The sequence below is a fragment of the Agrococcus pavilionensis RW1 genome (assembly GCF_000400485.1).
Classification (GTDB): Bacteria; Actinomycetota; Actinomycetes; order Actinomycetales; family Microbacteriaceae; genus Agrococcus; species Agrococcus pavilionensis.
Genome location: NZ_ASHR01000014.1, coordinates 233,244 through 251,514 on the forward strand (window position 1 = coordinate 233,244; position 18,271 = coordinate 251,514).

Sequence of the window (18,271 nt, forward strand, 5' to 3'; positions counted from 1 at the left end):
CGCGCACCGCGGCAGCGAACGAAGGAGACGCACGATGGACGACCTCGTCCTCAACTGGGACCTCGGCACGGGAGGACTGCTGCTGCTCGCGGCCGGCTCCATCGCGCTGCTGCTCGTCCTGATCATGGCGTTCAAGATCCACGCCTTCCTCGCCCTCATGATCACGAGCCTGCTGACGGCGTTCGCGGCGGGCATCCCGTTCGACCAGCTGCTGCCCGCGCTGCGCTTCGGCTTCGATCCGACGCTCGGCAGCGTCATGCTGCTCGTCGCGCTCGGCGCGATGCTCGGCCGCATGATCGAGACGTCGGGCGGCGCGAGGGTGCTCACCGACAAGCTCATCGGCTGGTTCGGCGAGCAGCGCGCGGCGATGGCCGTCGGCGTCGCGAGCCTGCTGATGGGCTTCCCGATCTTCTTCGACGCGGGGCTCGTGGTGATGATGCCGATCATCTACGCCGTCGCGCGCCGCCTGGGCGGCTCGCTCCTGACCGTCGCGTTCCCCGCGGCGCTCGCCTTCAGCTCGATGCACATCTTCGTGCCGCCGCACCCGGGCCCCGTGTCGGCATCCGCGATCCTCGGCGCCGACGTCGGCCTCGTGCTCGTGCTCGGCCTCGTCGTCGCGATCCCCGTCTGGTACGTCGTCGGCGTGCTGTTCGGCGGCTGGGTCGGCCGCCGCTACGACATCGGCGTGCCCTCGATCCTCTCGGGCTCCGAGGAGGAGCACCGCGGGATGGAGTCGAACCCGGGGTTCGGCAAGATCGTCTTCCTGCTCGTGCTGCCGCTCGTGCTCATCCTGCTCAACACGGGCCTCAACATGTTCGCCGCGACGACGGACGACCCGGATGCGTTCCGGGCCGAGCCCGTCGTCGCGCTCCTGCGCACCCTCGGCGAGACGCCCGTCGCGCTGCTCATCACCGTGCTCGTCTCGATGTGGCTGCTCGGCTGGGGGATGGGCAAGGCCGGCTCGCTCATCGAGAAGGTCGCCGACAGCGCCCTCGGGCCGATCGCCTCGGTCGTGCTCGTCACGGGCGCGGGCGGCATGTTCGGCGGCGTGCTGCGCGTCACGGGCATCGGCGACGCGATCGCCGAGTCGCTCAACTCGATCGGCATGCCGGTCATCGTCGCGGCCTTCCTCATCTCGCTCATCGTGCGCATCGCGCAGGGCTCGGCGACCGTCGCCCTCACGACCGCGGCGTCGCTCATGGCGGGCGTCGTCGTCGACGGCGGCTTCAATCCCGTCGAGGTCGCGGCGATCGTGCTCGCGACCGCGGCCGGCTCGGTCGGCTTCAGCCACGTGAACGACTCGGGCTTCTGGCTCGTGAGCAAGTTCTTCGGCCTCGACGTCAAGACGACGCTGAAGACCTGGACCGTCGCCCAGGGCCTCATGGCGATCGTCGGCTTCGTGCTGAGCTACGCGATCTACCTCATCGCGGGCGCGTTCGGCTGATCCGCGAGCCCGGGTGCCGGCCCGCGCGGCCGGCACCCGGGCGATGCGGTAGGCTCGGGGGCTGAACTTCGGCGAGGGATGCGGACGCATCCGTGATCGACGCGGTGGCAGCAGCAGGCACAGTCCTCACGCTTGGCGCGTTCGAGTCGACCTACGACGGGCTGCGGCCCACCAAGGAGCACTTCCATGAGCGACGACAACAAGCTCGAGACCGAGCCCCGCACCTCCTTCGGCAAGGGCGCGGCGCGCAAGATCCGCGCCGCCGGCAAGGTGCCCGCGGTCCTCTACGGCCACGGCACCGAGCCCAAGCACCTCACGCTCGACGCGCACCAGGTCTTCCTGCTCGTGCGCCGCTCGAACGCCATCCTCGACCTGCAGATCGAGGGCCAGTCGCAGCTCGCGCTCGTGAAGGACGTGCAGCGCAACCCCGTCATGCAGGGCATCCAGTCGATCGAGCACCTCGACCTCCTCATCGTCCAGCGCGGCGAGAAGGTCATCGTCGACGTGCCTGTGCACCTCGAGGGCGAGTCGGCCCCCGGCACGATCAACAACCTCGAGGAGACCGCGATCTCGATCGAGGTCGACGCGCTCAGCATCCCCGACTCGATCGTCGTCTCGATCGAGGGCCTCGAGGAGGGCGCGCACGTGCTCGCCGGCGACATCCAGCTGCCCGCGGGCGCGACGCTCGTCAGCGAGCCCGACACGCTCGTCGTCGGCATCATGGTGCCGGCCGCCCCGGCGCTCGATGACGAGGCGCCCGAGGGCGACGTCGTGCCGAGCGGCGAGGCCTCGCAGCAGACCGACGCCGAGTAGTCCACCGAGGCTCCGCGCTCGATGGCGCAGTCGTGGCTCGTGGTCGGGCTCGGGAACCCCGGGCCCGACTACGCGCGCACGCGACACAACATCGGCCAGATGGCGCTCGCCGAGGTCGAGCGGCGAGCGGGCGCGACGCCCAAGCGGCACGGCCGCGCCGCCGCGCTCGTCGCCGAGTCGCGCATCGTGGGCGGGCCGAAGGTCGTCACGGCCTTCCCGACGACCTTCATGAACCGCTCGGGCGGCCCCGTCGCGCAGCTCATGGACTGGTACGGCATCGAGCCCGAGCACGTCATCGTGCTGCACGACGAGCTCGACCTCCCGCTCGGCGAGATCCGGCTCAAGCAGGGCGGCGGCCACGGCGGCCACAACGGCATGCGCGACATCATCGCCGCGCGCGGCGGCGACGTGCTGCGCGTGCGGCTCGGCATCGGCCGTCCTCCCGGGCGCCAGGATCCGGCCGACTTCGTGCTCAAGCCCTTCGCGAAGGCCGAGCAGGCCGAGGCCGAGCTGCTCGTCCAGCTCGGCGCCGACGCGGTCGAGCGCATCATCGCCGAGGGCTTCCTCGCGGCGCAGCAGCGCATCCACGCGCGCGGGAGCTGAGAGCGAAGGCCCTTTCGGGCCTTCGCCGCGACGCCAGCGCCGAGGCCCGTCTCGGGCCTCGGTCATCCGTCCCGACCCCGCAGGCACCGCCGCTAGCATGGGATGCCGATCGGAAGGAAACCCGCCAGTGCGCCGAACCGCCATGCTCGCGACCATCGTCGTCGCGGCGACCGTCGCGCTCGCCGGCTGCTCGAGCGGCGGCGGCGACGAGGAGCAGGTGCAGGGCCCGCACGGCTACACGCTCTCCGCCCGCAGCCCCGAGGGCTCGCTGCTGTGGTGGGACCGCTCGCCCGAGTCGGGGCTCACCGACCTCATCCTCGAGGACCCCGACGGCCGCTTCCTCGCCTCGTGCCTCGGCGCGGGGCCGCTGCTGTGCGTCGCGGGGCCGGACGCGGCGAAGGGCGCGCTCGTCATCGCCCCCGCGGGCGCGGAGCGCGCCGTCATGACCTGGTACGGCCAGGAGATCGAGCTCACGCGCGGCGAGAACGTGCCCGACGACGCGCCGCCCGTCTTCGTCGGCGTCATGCCGCCCGCGCAGGCCGAGGGCGGCTACTCCCTGCAGGTCCTCGACGGCGCGGGCACCGTCGTCATGAGCCAGTGACAGCGGGCCAGTGAGCCTCGAGCCCCTCCTCGAGCTGCTCGAGCGCGGCGCGCTCGCCCCGGTCGTCGAGGCTCGGCGCGGCGGCGCGCTCAGCGGCATCGAACCGATGCGCGCGCCGGTCGTCGCCTCGCTCGCGAGCGCCTCCTCCCGCCCGCTGCTCGTCATCACCGCGACCCGCCGCGAGGCCGACGCGGTGCGCGACGACCTCGAGGCCTGGCTGCCGAGCGCGCAGGTGCTGACGCTCCCGGCATGGGAGACGCTGCCCCACGAGCGCTTGAGCCCCTCGGCCGAGACGGTCGGCCAGCGCGGCGCAGCGCTCCGGGCGGTCGCCGAGCGCGACCCCGCGACGCCGACGGTCGTCATCGCCTCCGTGCGCGCGGCGCTGCAGCCGGTCGCCGACAACCTGCTCGACGTCGAGCCGGTCGAGCTCGTCGCGGGCGCTCGCGGCGTCGACCTCGCCGAGCTCTCGCGCCGGCTCGTCGACCTCGCCTACCTGCGCGTCGACATGGTCACCCGCCGCGGCGAGTTCGCGGTGCGCGGCGGCATCGTCGACGTCTTCAGCCCCGCCGCCGACCACCCGGTGCGCATCGAGCTCTTCGGCGACGAGGTCGAGCAGATGCGCTGGTTCCACGTCGCCGACCAGCGCAGCGACCCGACGCCGCTCGAGCGCGTCGTGCTGCCGCCGAGCCGCGAGCTGCTGCTGACGGATGCGGTGCGCGCGCGGGCGCGCGAGCTCGCGCCCGAGTTCCCCGGCATCGCGCAGATGCTCGAGAAGATCGCCGAGGGCATCCCCGTCGAGGGCATGGAGTCGCTCGCGCCCGCGCTCCTGCCCCGGCTCGTGCCCGTCACCCACTACCTGCCCGACGCTGGCGTCGTCGTGCTCGGGCCCGAGCGCATCCGGGACCGCGTCGCGAGCCTCAACGAGACCAACCAGGAGTTCCTGCAGGCCGCGTGGAGCGCGGCGACCGCCGGCGGCGACGCCCCGGTCGACCTCAGCAGCGGCTTCTTGAGCCTCGACGAGCTGCACGACGCGGTCGACGGCCCGTGGTGGACGCTCTCGACCCTGCAGGCCGACGAGTCGGTCGACGCGATCGACGCGCACGCCGTGCCGAGCTTCGCCGGGCGTGCCGACGGCGCCGTCGAGCACCTCCGGGAGCGCTCGCGCGAGGGCTGGCGCGTCGTCGTCACCGCGGCGGGCCACGGCATGGTCGAGCGCGCGGTGCAGGTGCTCGGCGAGCACGGCGTCGCCGCGCGCGAGGTCGAGGCGCTGCCCGCCGAGCTCGAGCCCGGCATCGTGCACGTCACGCGCGCCGCGATCGAGCACGGCTTCTCGCTGCCCGAGGAGCGCGTCGAGCTCGTGAGCGAGGCCGAGTTCTTCGGCCGCGCCGTCGGCGTCGACAGCCGCCAGCCGCACAAGCTCGCCGGCCGCCGGCGCTCGGTCGTCGACCCGCTGCAGCTCAAGGCGGGCGACTACGTCGTGCACGAGACGCACGGCGTCGGGCGCTTCGTCGAGCTCACCCAGCGCACGGTCTCGAGCGGCGGGCGGAACCCCGTGAAGACGACGCGCGAGTACCTCGTGATCGAGTACGCGCCCTCGAAGCGCGGCCAGCCGGGCGACCGGCTGTCGGTGCCGACCGACCAGCTCGACCAGCTCAACCGCTACGTGGGCGGCGAGGCGCCGCAGCTGTCGAAGATGGGCGGCAGCGACTGGCAGCAGGCGAAGTCGAAGGCGCGCCGGGCGGTGCGCGACATCGCGGTCGAGCTCGTGCAGCTCTACTCGAAGCGCATGGCGTCGAAGGGCCGCGCGTTCGGCCCCGACTCGCCGTGGCAGCGCGAGCTCGAGGACGCCTTCCCCTACGCCGAGACCCCCGATCAGCTCACGACGATCGAGGAGGTCAAGCGCGACATGGAGCGGCCGGTGCCGATGGACCGGCTGCTCTCGGGCGACGTCGGCTACGGCAAGACCGAGGTCGCCGTGCGTGCCGCCTTCAAAGCCGTGCAGGACGGCACGCAGGTCGCGGTGCTCGTGCCGACGACGCTGCTCGTGCGGCAGCACTTCGAGACCTTCGCGGCCCGCTTCGCCGGCTTCCCCGTGCAGGTGCGCGCGCTCAGCCGCTTCCAGACCGACAAGGAGGTGCGCGAGACGATGGCGGGGATCGCCGACGGCACCGTCGACGTCGTCATCGGCACCCACCGCATCCTGGGGGAGTCCGTCAGCTTCAAGGAGCTCGGACTCGTCATCATCGACGAGGAGCAGCGCTTCGGCGTCGAGCACAAGGAGAAGCTCAAGGCGCTCAAGGCCAACGTCGACGTGCTCGCGATGTCGGCGACGCCCATCCCGCGCACGCTCGAGATGGCCGTCACCGGCATCCGCGAGATGTCGACGCTCGCGACCCCGCCCGAGGCGCGCCACCCCGTGCTCACGTTCGTCGGCGCCTACAACGAGCAGCAGGTCGCCGCGGCGATCCGTCGCGAGCTGCTGCGCGAGGGCCAGGTCTTCTTCGTGCACAACCGCGTCTCGTCGATCAACCGCGTCGCGGCGCAGCTCGCCGAGCTCGTGCCCGAGGCGCGCATCGGCGTCGCGCACGGCAAGATGGCCGAGTCGCAGCTCGAGCGCGTCATCGTCGACTTCTGGGAGAAGGAGTACGACGTGCTCGTCTCGACCACGATCGTCGAGACGGGCCTCGACATCCCGAACGCCAACACGCTCATCGTCGACCGCGCCGAGCGCTACGGCCTCAGCCAGCTGCACCAGCTGCGCGGGCGCGTGGGCCGCGGCCGCGAGCGCGCCTACGCCTACTTCCTCTACGACGCCGACAAGCCGCTCTCTGAGACGGCGCACGATCGGCTCGAGACGATCGCGGTGCACAACGAGCTCGGCGCGGGCATGCAGGTCGCGATGAAGGACCTCGAGATCCGCGGCGCGGGCAACCTGCTCGGCGGCGAGCAGTCGGGGCACATCGCGGGCGTCGGCTTCGACCTCTACCTGCGGATGGTGGGGGAGGCGGTCGCGGTCTTCCGCGGCGAGGAGGACGAGGGGCCGCGCGAGCTGCGGCTCGAGCTGCCCGTCGACGCCGTGATCCCCGAGGACTACGTCGACTCGGAGCGGCTGCGGCTCGAGGCGTACCAGAAGATCTCCGCCGCGGCCTCGGCGCGCGACGACGGTGCGATCGACCAGGTGCTCGACGAGCTGCGCGACCGCTACGGCGAGCCGCCCGCGCAGGTGACGTCGCTCATCGCGATCGCGCGGCTGCGGCGCAAGGCGCAGCGCGCGAAGCTCTCGGAGGTCATCACCGTCGGCCCCAACCTGCGCGTCTCGCCCGCCGACCTCGCCGAGTCGACGCAGCTGCGGCTGCGGCGCATGTACCCGGGCGCGAAGCTCAACGCGCAGGCGGCCTCGCTCGTCGTGCCGATCCCGACCGCCGGCGGCGGCCGGCTCGCGGGCACGCAGGCCGAGCCGCTGCCCGACGCCGAGCTCATCGCGTGGGTCGACGGGCTGCTGACGGCGATCTTCCCGCCGCCGAAGGAGCCGGTCGACGCCGAGGCACGCGACGGGGAGCGGTCCGAGTGACCGCGCTCGACGAGCTCGTCGCCGTCATGGCGCGGCTGCGGGGCCCGGGCGGCTGCCCGTGGGACGGGGAGCAGACGCACGCGTCGCTCGCGCCCTATGTCATCGAGGAGGCGCACGAACTCGTCGAGGCGATCGAGGCCGGCGATGACGAGCACCTCCGCGAGGAGCTCGGCGACGTGCTGCTGCAGGTCGTGTTCCACGCCGACATCGCGCGCGCCGAGGGCCGATTCGACCTCGAGGGCGTCGCGCGGGCGCTCACCGAGAAGCTGCGCCGCCGCCACCCGCACGTCTTCGCGGACGTCGCCGTCGACGGCGTGGGCGACGTCGTCGCCAACTGGGACGCGATCAAGCGCGCCGAGAAGCCCGAGCGCGACAGCGCCCTCGACGGCATCCCCGCGAGCCTGCCGGCGCTCGCGCGCGCCGAGAAGGTCATCCGTCGCGCGGGCAGAGCCGGGCTCGCGCTGCCCGAGGAGACGGCGACGGATGCGTCGGCGCCCGAGACCGAGGACGAGCTCGGCCGGGCGCTCCTCGCGCTCGCGCGCGGCGCGGCCGAGCGCGGACTCGACGCCGAGCGGGCGCTGCGCACCGCGACGCGCGAGCTCGAGCAGCGGCTGCGCGACGCCGAGGCCGCAGCGAGCGGCCCGGACGGCGCCGCTGCGCGATGATGGAGGGGTGACTCCCGCCCCGCGAGACGAGCGCCTCGACCGGCGCCGTCGCGCGATCCTGGCCGCGCTCGTCGTCACGGTCGTCACGACCGCCCTCACGGGCAGCGCCCACGCGATCGGCGGCGGATCGCCCCCTGACGCGCTGCTGCTCGGGGCCGCCGCGGTGCTCACGCTCGTCGTGCTCGCGCCCGTGCTCGGCGCTCGCGGCCTGACGGCGGCGCTGCCCCGCCAGGCGCTCGCGGTCACCGCCGCGCAGCTGCTGCAGCACGCGCTCTACGCGGTGCCCGAGTCGAGCGCGCCGCTCGCCGCGGCCGCGGGCGGGCACGCTGCTCACGCGCACGGTGCGCACTCGGGCGCGAGCCTCGCGGGCGCGGTGCTGCACGCGCACGCCGCGATGCCGCTCGCGCACCTCGTCGCGGGCGCGCTCGCGCTCGGCCTGCTGCGGCTCGCGCCGCGGCTCGTCGACGCCCTGCTCGAGGCCGTCTCGCTCCGCGTCGCCCTCGCGGTGCTCGCGTGGCCGGGCCCGCGCCCGGCGGGCACCGCATCCGTCGCTGCCGAGCGCCGCGCGAGCCGTCGCGCGCTCGACGCGCTGCGCGGCTCGCTCGAGCGGCGCGGGCCGCCGCTCGCCATCGCCTGACGCGAGCCCGCCGCGCGCCCCTGGCGCGCCACCCCGCCGCGCGCCCCTGGCGCGCCATCCCGCCGCGCGCCCCACGGCGCGCGGCCCGGCGACCGCGACCGCGGTCGCCCGCAGTCGAGCGCGCCCCGAGCGCGCAGCAAGGAGCGCCCATGACCACGTCCACCGATCGAGCCCGCCGACGCATCCGGCCCTTCCGTCCCCTGCCAGTGCTCGCTGGCGCCGCCGCCGCGGCCGCCCTCGTGCTCGCCGCACCCGTCGCGGCGAGCGCCCACGTGCACGCCGAGCCGTCGAGCACCGAGCCGGGCGCGCGCGCCGACATCGCGTTCGCGATCGGCCACGGCTGCGACGGCTCGCCCACGACAGCCGTCGAGATCGAGGTGCCGGCCGAGATCGCGGCGGTCGGCCTCATCGCGAACCCCGGCTGGGACGTCGCGATCGACACCGCCGACGGCACCCGCACCGTCGTCTTCACGGCTGACGAGCCGCTGCCCGACGGCGTGCGCGACACGCTCGAGCTGAGCGCGACGCTGCCCGACGACGCCGCCGACGGCACGGTGCTCGCGTTCCCGACGCGCCAGGTGTGCGAGGTGGGCGAGTCGGCGTGGACCGACGCCGACCAGGCCTCCGACACCCCCGCGCCGATCGTGACGATCGGTGCGGCGGATGCGCACGGCCGCGGTGCGGACGCGGGCCACGACGCCGCTGCGGGCGCCAAGGGCGCCGACAGCGACGCCTCCGCGGCGACCGCCGGGGATGACGGGGCAGCCGCGATGCCGATCGCGATCGCCGCGCTCGTGGTCGCGCTCGCGGCCGCGGCGCTCGCGGCCGTCGCCGCCGTCCGCCGCCGCGCCTGACCCGAGCAGAGTCCCGGCACTCTGCGCTCTCGCGGGCCCCGTCTCGCAGAGTGCCGGAGCTCTGCGGGGGAGATCGGCTACGGAGCGGTGGACGCGGGGCCGGGCGGGTCGGCCGCGGCGGCGGCGCGAGACGACTCGCGATGCCGCAGCCGCCCGACGCCCGCGACGACGAAGATCCCGATCACGAACGCGATGAGCACCTGCCCCGTCGGCCACACGAGCCCGGCCCAGCCGCCGTGCACGGCCGGGTCGAGGAACGGGTAGGGGAACCAGCCGTCGACGAGCCCGCCGCGCAGCCACGCGGCGACGAGGTACCCCACGGGGTAGGCCATCCACCACGCCGCCGCGGCGAGCGAGATCCGCCGCGCGGTCGGCACGAGCAGCCAGTCGAGCCCCACCATCCACGGGATGAAGCGGTGCTGCGCCGCGTTCGTGAACTCGATCGACCACGCCCACACCTCGTCGGGCTCCGCGAGCAGCACCGCGTAGACGAGCCCGGTGAGCACGATGTACGCCGTGATCGCGCCGCGCACGTGGTCGAACCATCGCGGCCTGCGCCACTCCGGCACGAGCAGCATCCACACCATGAGCGCGATGACGAACAGGTTCGACTGCACGGTGAAGTAGGCGAAGTGCTCGGTGGGCGGCTCGCCCGACTGCAGCATGTTCTTGATGTTCCACGCCTCGGCGAAGACCGCCGTGAGCAGGATGAGGATGCGCCACGCCGCGACGGGCACGGCGCGATCGGTGAGGAGTCGGGGTCGTCGCACGCGGTCATCGTGCCATCGACGGATGCCCGGGCGGGCGAAGGGCGCGCCCGGGGTGCGGGAGAATGGTCGCCATGGCAACCCAGGTGCACCCGCCGCGCGGCATGCGCGACTTCCTGCCCGTCGAGAAGCGCCGCCGCGAGCGCGTGCTGCGCGTCATCCGGGACGCCTACGAGGACCACGGCTTCGAGGAGATCGAGACGCCCGTCGTCGAGGACGCCGAGCGGCTCCACGCGGGCCTCGGCGGCGACAACGAGAAGCTCGCCTTCGCCGTCATGCGCCGCGGCCTCGGCGTCGAGGACCTCCGCGGTGCGAGCGCGCCGCTCGAGCTCGCCGACCTCGGCCTGCGCTTCGACCTCACCGTGCCGCTCGCGCGCTTCATCGCGACGAACCGCGCGGCGCTCCCGCCCGTCTTCCGCGCGATCCAGATCGCGCCCGTGTGGCGCGCCGAGCGCCCCCAGCGCGGCCGGTACCGCCAGTTCATGCAGTGCGACATCGACATCGCCGGCGAGCCGGGCGTCACGGCCGAGCTCGAGCTGCTCTCGGCGACGGCGGATGCGCTCACCCGACTGGGCATCCCCGACGCGTTCGTGCGCGTCAACGACCGGCGCATCCTCGCCGCCGCGCTCGAGCACGCGGGCATCGAGGAGGCGCTCCGCGAGGGCGCGCTCATCACGGTCGACAAGCTCGACAAGATCGGCAGCGACGGCGTCGTCGCCGAGCTCGCCGAGCGCGGCATCGACGGCGCGCGGCTCATGGCGACGCTCGAGGCGATCCGCGGCGGCGACCTGCCGGAGGGCTTCGACGCCGCCGTGCTCGACGACGTGCGCTGCCTGCTCGACGCGAGCGTGGGCATCCGTCTGGAGTTCGACCCGACGCTCGTGCGCGGCATGGGCTACTACACCGGGCCGATCTTCGAGGTCGCGCACCCCGAGCTGCCCTTCTCGATCGGCGGCGGCGGGCGCTACGACGGCATGATCGGCCGCTTCCTCGGCCAGTCGATGCCGGCCGTCGGCATCTCGCTCGGCTTCGAGCGGCTCGTCGACCTCGTCGAGCTGCCCGGCGGGGCGGGCCGCGACGCGCTCGCGCTGCTCGTCGACAAGCAGGTCGAGCCGGCCGCCGCGATCGCGATCAAGCGCGACCTCGTCGCGGCGGGGGAGACGGTGCGCATGCAGCGGCGCCCCAAGAACGTGACGGGCCTGCTGACGCAGCTCGCCGCATCCGGTGCCGACCGCTTCGCCTTCGTGCGGCCGGGCGACTCGGCGGCGACCCTCGAGATCAAGCCCATCGGCCCCGCCGACCCCTCGGCTGAGTAGGCTCGGGGACGGCCGACCCGACGCGCCGACACCGACACCAAGGAGCACCCGTGGCACTCATCGACACCCTGCAGGCTCGCGAGATCCTCGACTCCCGCGGCAACCCGACCGTCGAGGTCGAGGTGCTGCTCTCGGACGGCACCGTCGGCCGCGCCGCCGTGCCGAGCGGCGCCTCCACCGGCGCGTTCGAGGCCTACGAGCTGCGCGACGGCGACGCGGGCCGCTACGCGGGCAAGGGCGTCGAGCAGGCGGTCGACGCCGTGAACGAGGAGATCGCCGACGCGATCGAGGGCCTCTCGGCCGACGACCAGCGCATCATCGACACGACGCTCATCGAGCTCGACGGCTCGGGCAACAAGAAGAACCTCGGCGCGAACGCGATCCTCGGCGTCTCGCTCGCGGTCGCGAAGGCCGCCGCCGACTCGGCCGGCCTGCCGCTGTTCCGCTACCTCGGCGGACCGAACGCCTTCCTGCTGCCGGTGCCGATGATGAACGTCATCAACGGCGGCGCGCACGCCGACACGGGCGTCGACATCCAGGAGTTCATGATCCTGCCGATCGGCGCGGAGACGTTCCGCGAGGGGCTGCGCTGGGGCACCGAGACGTACCACGTGCTCAAGGGCATCCTCAAGGAGCAGGGCCTCTCGACCGGCCTCGGCGACGAGGGCGGCTTCGCGCCGGACCTGCCGAGCAACCGCACGGCGCTCGACCTGCTCGTGCAGGCGATCGAGAAGGCCGGCTTCACCCCGGGCACCGACATCGCGCTCGGGCTCGACGTCGCCGCCTCCGAGTTCTTCGAGAACGGCGTCTACCGCTTCGAGGGCCAGGACCGCTCGTCGGCCGACATGGCCGACTACTTCGCGGAGCTCGTCGACGCCTACCCGCTCGTCACGATCGAGGACCCGATGAACGAGGAGGACTGGGAGGGCTGGACCGCCATCACCGAGCGCCTCGACGACCGGGTGCAGCTCGTCGGCGACGACCTCTTCGTCACGAACCCCGAGCGCCTCATCGACGGCATCGAGCGCGGTGCCGCCAACGCGCTGCTCGTGAAGGTCAACCAGATCGGCACGCTCTCCGAGACGCTCGACGCGATCCGCATCGCGACGCAGGCCGGCTACGGCTCGGTGCTCTCGCACCGCTCGGGCGAGACCGAGGACACGACGATCGCCGACATCGCGGTCGCCGTCAACGCCGGCCAGATCAAGACCGGCGCGCCCGCCCGCAGCGAGCGCGTCGCGAAGTACAACCAGCTGCTGCGCATCGAGGAGGAGCTCGGCGAGGCGGCGGAGTACGCCGGCGCCGGCGCCTACCCGCGCTTCGAGGGCTGACGCCGCTCGACCGGCCGCGGGCCTGACCGCAGCGGAGGGCACCCACCGATATCCTCGGCGGGTGCCCTCCGCTCGTCCCGCCCCGCAGCTGCGCGTCTCGTGGCTGCTGCTCGTGGTCGTCGGGCTCGTGGTCGCGGGCTTCGTCGTGCTCGCGCCCTCGGTCGGCCTGCTGATCGAGCAGCGCCGCGACATCGCCGCGCTCGAGGAGCAGGTGGCCGCGCAGCAGGCGAACGTCGAGTCGCTGCAGGAGCAGCAGGCGCGCTGGGACGACCCTGCCTACATCGAGGCGCAAGCGAGGGACCGGCTGTTCTTCGTCTATCCGGGCGAGACGAGCTTCGTCGTGCTCGACGACCGCACGACGCTCGAGACCGCGACCGCCGACGTGCCGTCCGCGACCCTCGAGGAGCCCGAGGATGACTGGGCGGCCGCCGCGGCCTCGTCCTTCCTCATCGCGGGCCTCACGACCGCCGGCCCGTCGAGCTTCGGCGAGCCCGCCGAGATCGGCGAGCCGCAGTGACCGGCCGGCCCGCCATCGACCCCGCGAGCGAGCGCGACCTCGAGATCATGGCGGCGCAGCTCGGCCGCTCGATGCGCGGCGTGCTCGGCATCGGCGCCCGCTGCGCGTGCGGCGCGCCGACGGTCGTCGTGACGAGCCCGCGCCTGCCCGACGGCTCGCCCTTCCCGACCTTCTACTACCTCACCCACCCCGCGGCGACCGCCGCCGCGTCGCGGCTCGAGGCCGACGGCACGATGGCGCAGCTGCAGGAGCGCCTCGCCGAGCCGGCGATCGCCGAGGGCTACGCCGCCGCGCATCGCGCCTACCTCGCCGACCGCGAGGCGCACGGAGCCGTCGACGAGATCGCGGGCGTGAGCGCGGGCGGGATGCCGACCCGCGTCAAGTGCCTGCACGCCGTGCTCGCGCACTCGCTCGCCGCCGGGCCCGGCGTCAACCCGATCGGCGACCTCACGCTCGAGCTCGCCGACTGGTCGCCCGCGGTGTGCGCGTGCGCGCCGGACGCTCGAGGCTCCGCAGAGGGATAGCGGATTCCTAGGGGCGTTAGAATGTCGTGACCCCTCATCTGATACCGGGAAGAAGTGTGTGTCCGTGAACAAGATCCTGATCGTCGGAGGCGGCTACGCCGGCCTGTACACCGCTCGGGGGCTCGAGCGACTGCTGGGCGAGTCCGAGGCTGAGATCACGATCGTCGACCCGCTGCCGTACATGCAGTACCTGCCGTTCCTGCCGGAGGTCGCCGCGGGCTCGATCGAGCCCCGCCACGCGATCGTGCCGCTGCGCCGGCACCTCAGCCGCACGCGCGTCGTGCAGGCGAAGGTCACGGGCGTCGACCACGCGAGCAAGGTCGCCACGATCCAGCCCGAGGTCGGCGAGGCCTCGACGATCGAGTACGACGTGCTCGTCATGACGGCCGGCTCGGTCTCCCGCACCTTCCCCATCCCGGGCGTCGCCGACGAGGCGATCGGCATGAAGACGATCGAGGAGGCCGTCGCGGTGCGCGACCGCCTGATCTCGAACTTCGCGAAGGCCGCGCAGCTGCCCGCCGGCCCCGAGCGCGACCGGCTGCTCACGACCGTCGTCGTCGGCGGCGGCTTCGCCGGCATCGAGACCATCGCCGAGCTCCGCGACCTCGCCACCCACCTCCTCTCGCGCTTCCCCGAGATCGCGTTCGACGACGTGAAGTTCCACCTCGTCGAGGCGATGGGCCGCATCATGCCCGAGGTGTCCGAGCAGACCGCGCTCTGGGTCGTCGACGACCTGCGCAAGCGCGGCGTCGACGTGCACCTCGAGACGCAGCTGCAGAGCGCGCTCGAGGGCGTCGTCGAGCTGTCGACCGGCGAGCGCTTCGGCTCCGACCTCATCATCTGGACGGCCGGCGTCATGGCGAACCCCGTCGTGCGCACGACCGACCTGCCGCTCGACGACCGCGGCCGCATCACGGCGCTCCCGACGCTGCAGGTCGCGCGCGACGGCGTCGTGGTGCCGGATGCGTGGACGGCCGGCGACGTCTCGGCGGTGCCCGACATCTCCAAGACCCCCGGCCCCGGCGGCTTCTGCGTGCCCAACGCGCAGCACGCGGTCCGCCAGGCGAAGCTGCTCGCGAAGAACATCGCCGCGGTCATCCGCGGCGACGCTCCGCGCGAGTACATCCACGACAACCAGGGCGCCGTCGCGGGCCTCGGCCTCTGGAACGGCGTGTTCCAGAAGGGCAAGATCGCCATCAAGGGCCCGCTCGCCTGGCTCGCGCACCGCGGCTACCACGGCCTCGCGATGCCGATGTGGGAGCGCAAGCTGCGCGTCTTCGGCGACTGGATCGGCGGCTTCTTCCTCGGTCGCGACATCGCCGAGATCTCGCAGCGCGAGCAGCCGCGCGAGGCCTTCGAGACCTTCGCCTCCCGGCCGAAGCCCAAGGTCGACGCCTGATCATCGACTGAACCTTCCTCAGCGCCGCGCCCCACGGGGCGCGGCGCTGTCGTACACTCCATCTCGGACGGCTGTCCCAGACGGCAGAGATCGGAGCCCGAGTGACCCGCAAGCCTGCGAGCGTGCGCCGCCAGGACCTCGTCGAGGCGGGGCTGCGCGTCATCGCGCGAGAGGGGATGCACGGCGCCACCGTGCGCGCGATCGTCGCCGAGGCGGGCGTGCCGCTCGCGACGTTCCACTACATCTTCGCCTCGCGCGACGAGATGATCGGCGCCGCGTACGCCTACATCTCGGAGGTGCCGGGGACGGGCGCCGCGCTCCCCGAGGACGCGTCGGTCGAGGACGTCGTGCGCGCGTCGTTCCTGCGCTGGTTCGAGCGCTTCCTCGAGCACCCCGAGTACGAGCTCGCGATCATGGAGATCATGGCGTACTGCAGCCGCACGCCGTCGCTCGCGCACCTCCCCGGCAAGGTGCAGGAGCACTACCTCGAGGCGCTCGGCGAGCTCCTCGACCACGTCCGGGAGCAGCTCGGCATCACAGCTCCCGCGATGCCGACGCGCGAGGTCGCGACCCTCGTGCTGCACGCGACGGATGGCCTCACCTACGCGTGGCTGCGCACGCGCGACAGCGAGGCGTCACGGCGCTGGATCGAGGCCGTCGTCCCCATGCTCGCCGCGGCGCTCGGGGACGAGCGGTGAGCGAGCTGCGGCTCGCCGCGGCCCGACCCTGGGCAGCAGAGGGCCACTGGTCGCGCATGGACGCCGCGACCGCCCACCTCGACGGCCCCTTCGCAGCCGTCTCGCTCGACGCCCTCGCGCGCAACGCGAGCGACATGGTGCGGCGAGCAGGCGGCACCCCGCTCCGCATCGCGACGAAGTCGGTGCGCAGCCGCGCTGTGATCGAGGCGGTGCTCGCGACCCCCGGCTGGCACGGCGTGCTGTCGGCGACGCTGCCGGAGGCGCTGTGGCTCGCCGGTTCGATCGACGACGTCGTGGTGGGCTACCCGACGACCGACCGCGACGGACTCCGGGCGCTCGCGCGCGACGAGCGGGCGCTCGAGCGCGTGACGCTCATGGTCGACAGCGTCGACCACCTCGACCTCATCGACCGCGTCGTCCCCGGCCACCCCGAGCTGCGCATCGCGATCGAGCTCGACGCGTCGCTGCGCCTCGGGCCCATCTACGCGGGCGTGCGACGATCCCCGCAGCGCACGCCCGCCCAGCTCCTCGACCTCGCGCGCGCCGTCGTCGACCGGCCGGGCTTCCGGCTCGTCGGGATCATGGCCTACGAGGCGCAGATCTCCGGCGTGCAGAACACCGTGCCGCGGGGGCTCGTGCCGCCCGCCGTCCTGCGGCTCATGCAGCGGCTCTCGGCGCGCGAGCTGCTCGAGCGACGCGGCGCGGCCGTCGCGGCCGTGCGCGAGATCGCCGAGCTCGAGTTCGTCAACGGCGGCGGCACGGGATCGATCGACACGACGGCGAAGGAGGCCGCGGTCACCGAGATCGCCGCGGGCAGCGGGCTGTTCGGCGCCCACCTCTTCGACGGCTACCGCGCGTTCACCGTCGCGCCCGCGCTCGCCTTCGCCCTGCCCGTCGTGCGACGGCCAGGGCCCGGCTGGGTGACGCTCCTCGGCGGCGGCTGGGTCGCCTCGGGGCCGGCCGGGCACGACAAGGAGCCCATCGCGGCCTGGCCGGAGGGGCTGCGCCTCGACCGCGAGGAGGGCGTCGGCGAGATCCACACGCCCGTCCACGGCCGCGCCGCCGACGCCCTCGCGATCGGCGACCGGGTCTGGATGCGGCACGCGAAGGCGGGCGAGCTGTGCGAGCGCACCGACGAGCTGCACGTCGTCGCCGGCGCTGAGGTCGTCGCCAGCGTGCCCACGTATCGTGGCGAGGGCAGGAAGCTGCTCTGAGCTGGGAGGCCGTGCGTGACGTGGAGGAACTGGGGCCGCTCGCAGCGGGCTGAGCCGAGCGAGGTGCACGTCGCGGAGGGGATCGACGACGTGCGCCGGGCGCTCGAGCGGGTCCGCGAGCGCGGGGGCACGGTCCGGCCCGTCGGGAGCTGCCACTCCTTCTCGGCCGTCGCTCGCCCCGACGACGCCCACGTGCGCATCGACGGGCTCCGCGGCCTCGAGTCGGTCGACGTCGAGGCTCGCCGGGCGACCGTGCTCGCCGGCACGACCGTGCGCGAGCTCTCGGCGCTGCTCGCCGAGCACGGCCTCGCGCTCGACTGCCTCGGCGACATCGACGCGCAGACGATCGCGGGCGCGATCTCGACCGGCACGCACGGCACCGGCCTCCGTCACCGCTCGATCGGCGCATCCGTGGTCGCCGCGACGCTCGTGACGGCCGACGGCGAGCTGCTGCGCGTGAGCGAGACGGAGCGCCCCGAGCTGCTGCCGGCCGTGCGGCTCGGCCTCGGCGTGCTCGGCGTGCTCGTCGACGTGACGGTGCAGGCTGTGCCGGCGTTCGCGCTCGAGGCGATCGAGTCGACCGTGCGGCTCGACGTCGTGCTCGACGAGTGGATGCACCTCAACGAGCGCACCGACCACTTCGAGCTCTACTGGTTCGCGGCGACGCGCCTCGCGGCGACGAAGTCGAACACGCGCGTCGCCGGCCCCCTCGCTCCGCGCCCGACGGTGGCGCGGTTCCTCGACGAGCGCGTGCTGACCGACTACGGGCACCGCGCGCTGCTCTCGATCGGCCACGCGGTGCCGCCGACCGCGCCGGCGCTCAACGAGCTCGCCGCGCGCCTCATGCCGCGCGGCCGCTTCGTCGAGCCGAGCCACGACGTCTTCACGTCGCCCCGCCGCGTGCGCTTCCGCGAGCTCGAGTACGGGGTGCCGGTCGAGGCGGTGCCCGAGGCGCTGCGCGAGATCGACCGGGCGCTGCGCCGCGTCGACCTCGTGCCGACGTTCCCGTTCGAGGTGCGTGCCATCGCCGCGGACGATGCCCACCTGTCGACCGCGAACGGCAGGGCGACGGGCTACATCGCGGCGCACCGCTGGTGGCGCGAGGACCCGCGCCCGCTCTTCGACCTCGTCGAGCCCATCCTGCTCGCGCACGACGGGCGCCCCCACTGGGGCAAGCTCCACTCGCTGCGGGCGCCGCAGCTCGCCGAGCGCGTGCCGGGCTTCGCGGCGTTCCTCGCCGCGCGCGACGAGCTCGACCCCGAGCGGCTCTTCTCGAGCGCCTGGACGCGCCGCGTCCTCGGCGACTGACGCGCTTAA

General features: G+C 73.7%; 17 protein-coding genes. 16 read left to right on the top strand and 1 reads right to left on the bottom strand.

Going from position 1 to position 18,271, the window contains the following annotated elements; all coding sequences use genetic code 11:
• Positions 1–34: 34 nt before the first annotated feature.
• From L332_RS19735 to L332_RS19765, 8 genes are all read left to right on the top strand, one after another.
• Positions 35–1,444, top strand: coding sequence for a GntP family permease (locus tag L332_RS19735; protein ID WP_021009983.1), 1,410 nt, complete (start codon positions 35–37; stop codon positions 1,442–1,444).
• 186 nt (positions 1,445–1,630) lie between these two features.
• Positions 1,631–2,257: a 50S ribosomal protein L25/general stress protein Ctc gene (locus L332_RS19740; RefSeq protein ID WP_021009984.1), complete on the top strand. Its 627-nt coding sequence runs from the start codon at positions 1,631–1,633 to the stop codon at positions 2,255–2,257.
• A 21-nt stretch (positions 2,258–2,278) separates the two neighbouring features.
• A complete protein-coding gene (gene pth / locus L332_RS19745) occupies positions 2,279–2,860 on the top strand; it encodes an aminoacyl-tRNA hydrolase (protein WP_021009985.1) in 582 nt (193 codons plus the stop codon).
• 127 nt (positions 2,861–2,987) lie between these two features.
• The gene (locus tag L332_RS19750) at positions 2,988–3,461 is read left to right on the top strand and encodes a hypothetical protein (protein WP_021064930.1); all 474 of its coding nucleotides are present in this window, start codon (positions 2,988–2,990) and stop codon (positions 3,459–3,461) included.
• A 10-nt stretch (positions 3,462–3,471) separates the two neighbouring features.
• Positions 3,472–7,032, top strand: coding sequence for a transcription-repair coupling factor (gene mfd, locus L332_RS19755; protein WP_021009987.1), 3,561 nt, complete (start codon positions 3,472–3,474; stop codon positions 7,030–7,032).
• Complete coding sequence (locus L332_RS19760; RefSeq protein ID WP_021009988.1) at positions 7,029–7,697, top strand: MazG family protein; 669 nt, start codon at positions 7,029–7,031, stop codon at positions 7,695–7,697. Before mfd ends, L332_RS19760 begins: the two co-directional genes overlap by 4 nt.
• A 7-nt stretch (positions 7,698–7,704) precedes the next feature.
• Positions 7,705–8,334, top strand: a complete 630-nt coding sequence (locus L332_RS29325; RefSeq protein ID WP_021009989.1) for a hypothetical protein — start codon at positions 7,705–7,707, stop codon at positions 8,332–8,334.
• A 149-nt stretch (positions 8,335–8,483) separates the two neighbouring features.
• Positions 8,484–9,188, top strand: coding sequence for a YcnI family protein (locus tag L332_RS19765; RefSeq protein ID WP_052588616.1), 705 nt, complete (start codon positions 8,484–8,486; stop codon positions 9,186–9,188).
• Between the two features lie 77 nt (positions 9,189–9,265).
• Here L332_RS19765 and L332_RS19770 read toward each other — a convergent pair whose 3' ends face one another.
• The gene (locus L332_RS19770) at positions 9,266–9,958 is read right to left on the bottom strand and encodes a Pr6Pr family membrane protein (protein ID WP_021009990.1); all 693 of its coding nucleotides are present in this window, start codon (positions 9,956–9,958) and stop codon (positions 9,266–9,268) included.
• Positions 9,959–10,029: 71 nt separating this feature from the next.
• On the opposite strand from L332_RS19770, the gene L332_RS19775 reads away from it, so the two are divergent.
• The 8 genes from L332_RS19775 (at position 10,030) to L332_RS19810 (ending at position 18,262) form a co-directional block, all read left to right on the top strand.
• Positions 10,030–11,271, top strand: a complete 1,242-nt coding sequence (locus L332_RS19775; RefSeq protein ID WP_021009991.1) for a histidine--tRNA ligase — start codon at positions 10,030–10,032, stop codon at positions 11,269–11,271.
• A gap of 50 nt (positions 11,272–11,321) precedes the next feature.
• Positions 11,322–12,602, top strand: coding sequence for a phosphopyruvate hydratase (gene eno / locus L332_RS19780; protein WP_021009992.1), 1,281 nt, complete (start codon positions 11,322–11,324; stop codon positions 12,600–12,602).
• Positions 12,603–12,663: 61 nt separating this feature from the next.
• Positions 12,664–13,119 carry an FtsB family cell division protein gene (locus L332_RS19785; protein WP_021009993.1) on the top strand — a complete coding sequence of 152 codons (456 nt, stop codon included), beginning with the start codon at positions 12,664–12,666 and terminating at the stop codon, positions 13,117–13,119.
• A gap of 47 nt (positions 13,120–13,166) precedes the next feature.
• Positions 13,167–13,643 (top strand): DUF501 domain-containing protein, encoded by a 477-nt coding sequence (locus L332_RS19790; protein WP_052588639.1) that lies wholly within the window; start codon positions 13,167–13,169, stop codon positions 13,641–13,643.
• A 64-nt stretch (positions 13,644–13,707) separates the two neighbouring features.
• Complete coding sequence (locus L332_RS19795; protein ID WP_021009995.1) at positions 13,708–15,042, top strand: NAD(P)/FAD-dependent oxidoreductase; 1,335 nt, start codon at positions 13,708–13,710, stop codon at positions 15,040–15,042.
• Between the two features lie 101 nt (positions 15,043–15,143).
• Positions 15,144–15,740, top strand: coding sequence for a TetR/AcrR family transcriptional regulator (locus L332_RS19800; protein ID WP_021009996.1), 597 nt, complete (start codon positions 15,144–15,146; stop codon positions 15,738–15,740).
• Positions 15,737–16,954 (top strand): amino acid deaminase/aldolase, encoded by a 1,218-nt coding sequence (locus tag L332_RS19805; RefSeq protein ID WP_021009997.1) that lies wholly within the window; start codon positions 15,737–15,739, stop codon positions 16,952–16,954. The genes L332_RS19800 and L332_RS19805 overlap by 4 nt, the downstream gene beginning before the upstream one ends.
• A gap of 15 nt (positions 16,955–16,969) precedes the next feature.
• On the top strand, positions 16,970–18,262 hold the full coding sequence (locus L332_RS19810; RefSeq protein WP_021009998.1) for a D-arabinono-1,4-lactone oxidase: 1,293 nt from the start codon (positions 16,970–16,972) through the stop codon (positions 18,260–18,262).
• Positions 18,263–18,271 lie beyond the last annotated feature (9 nt).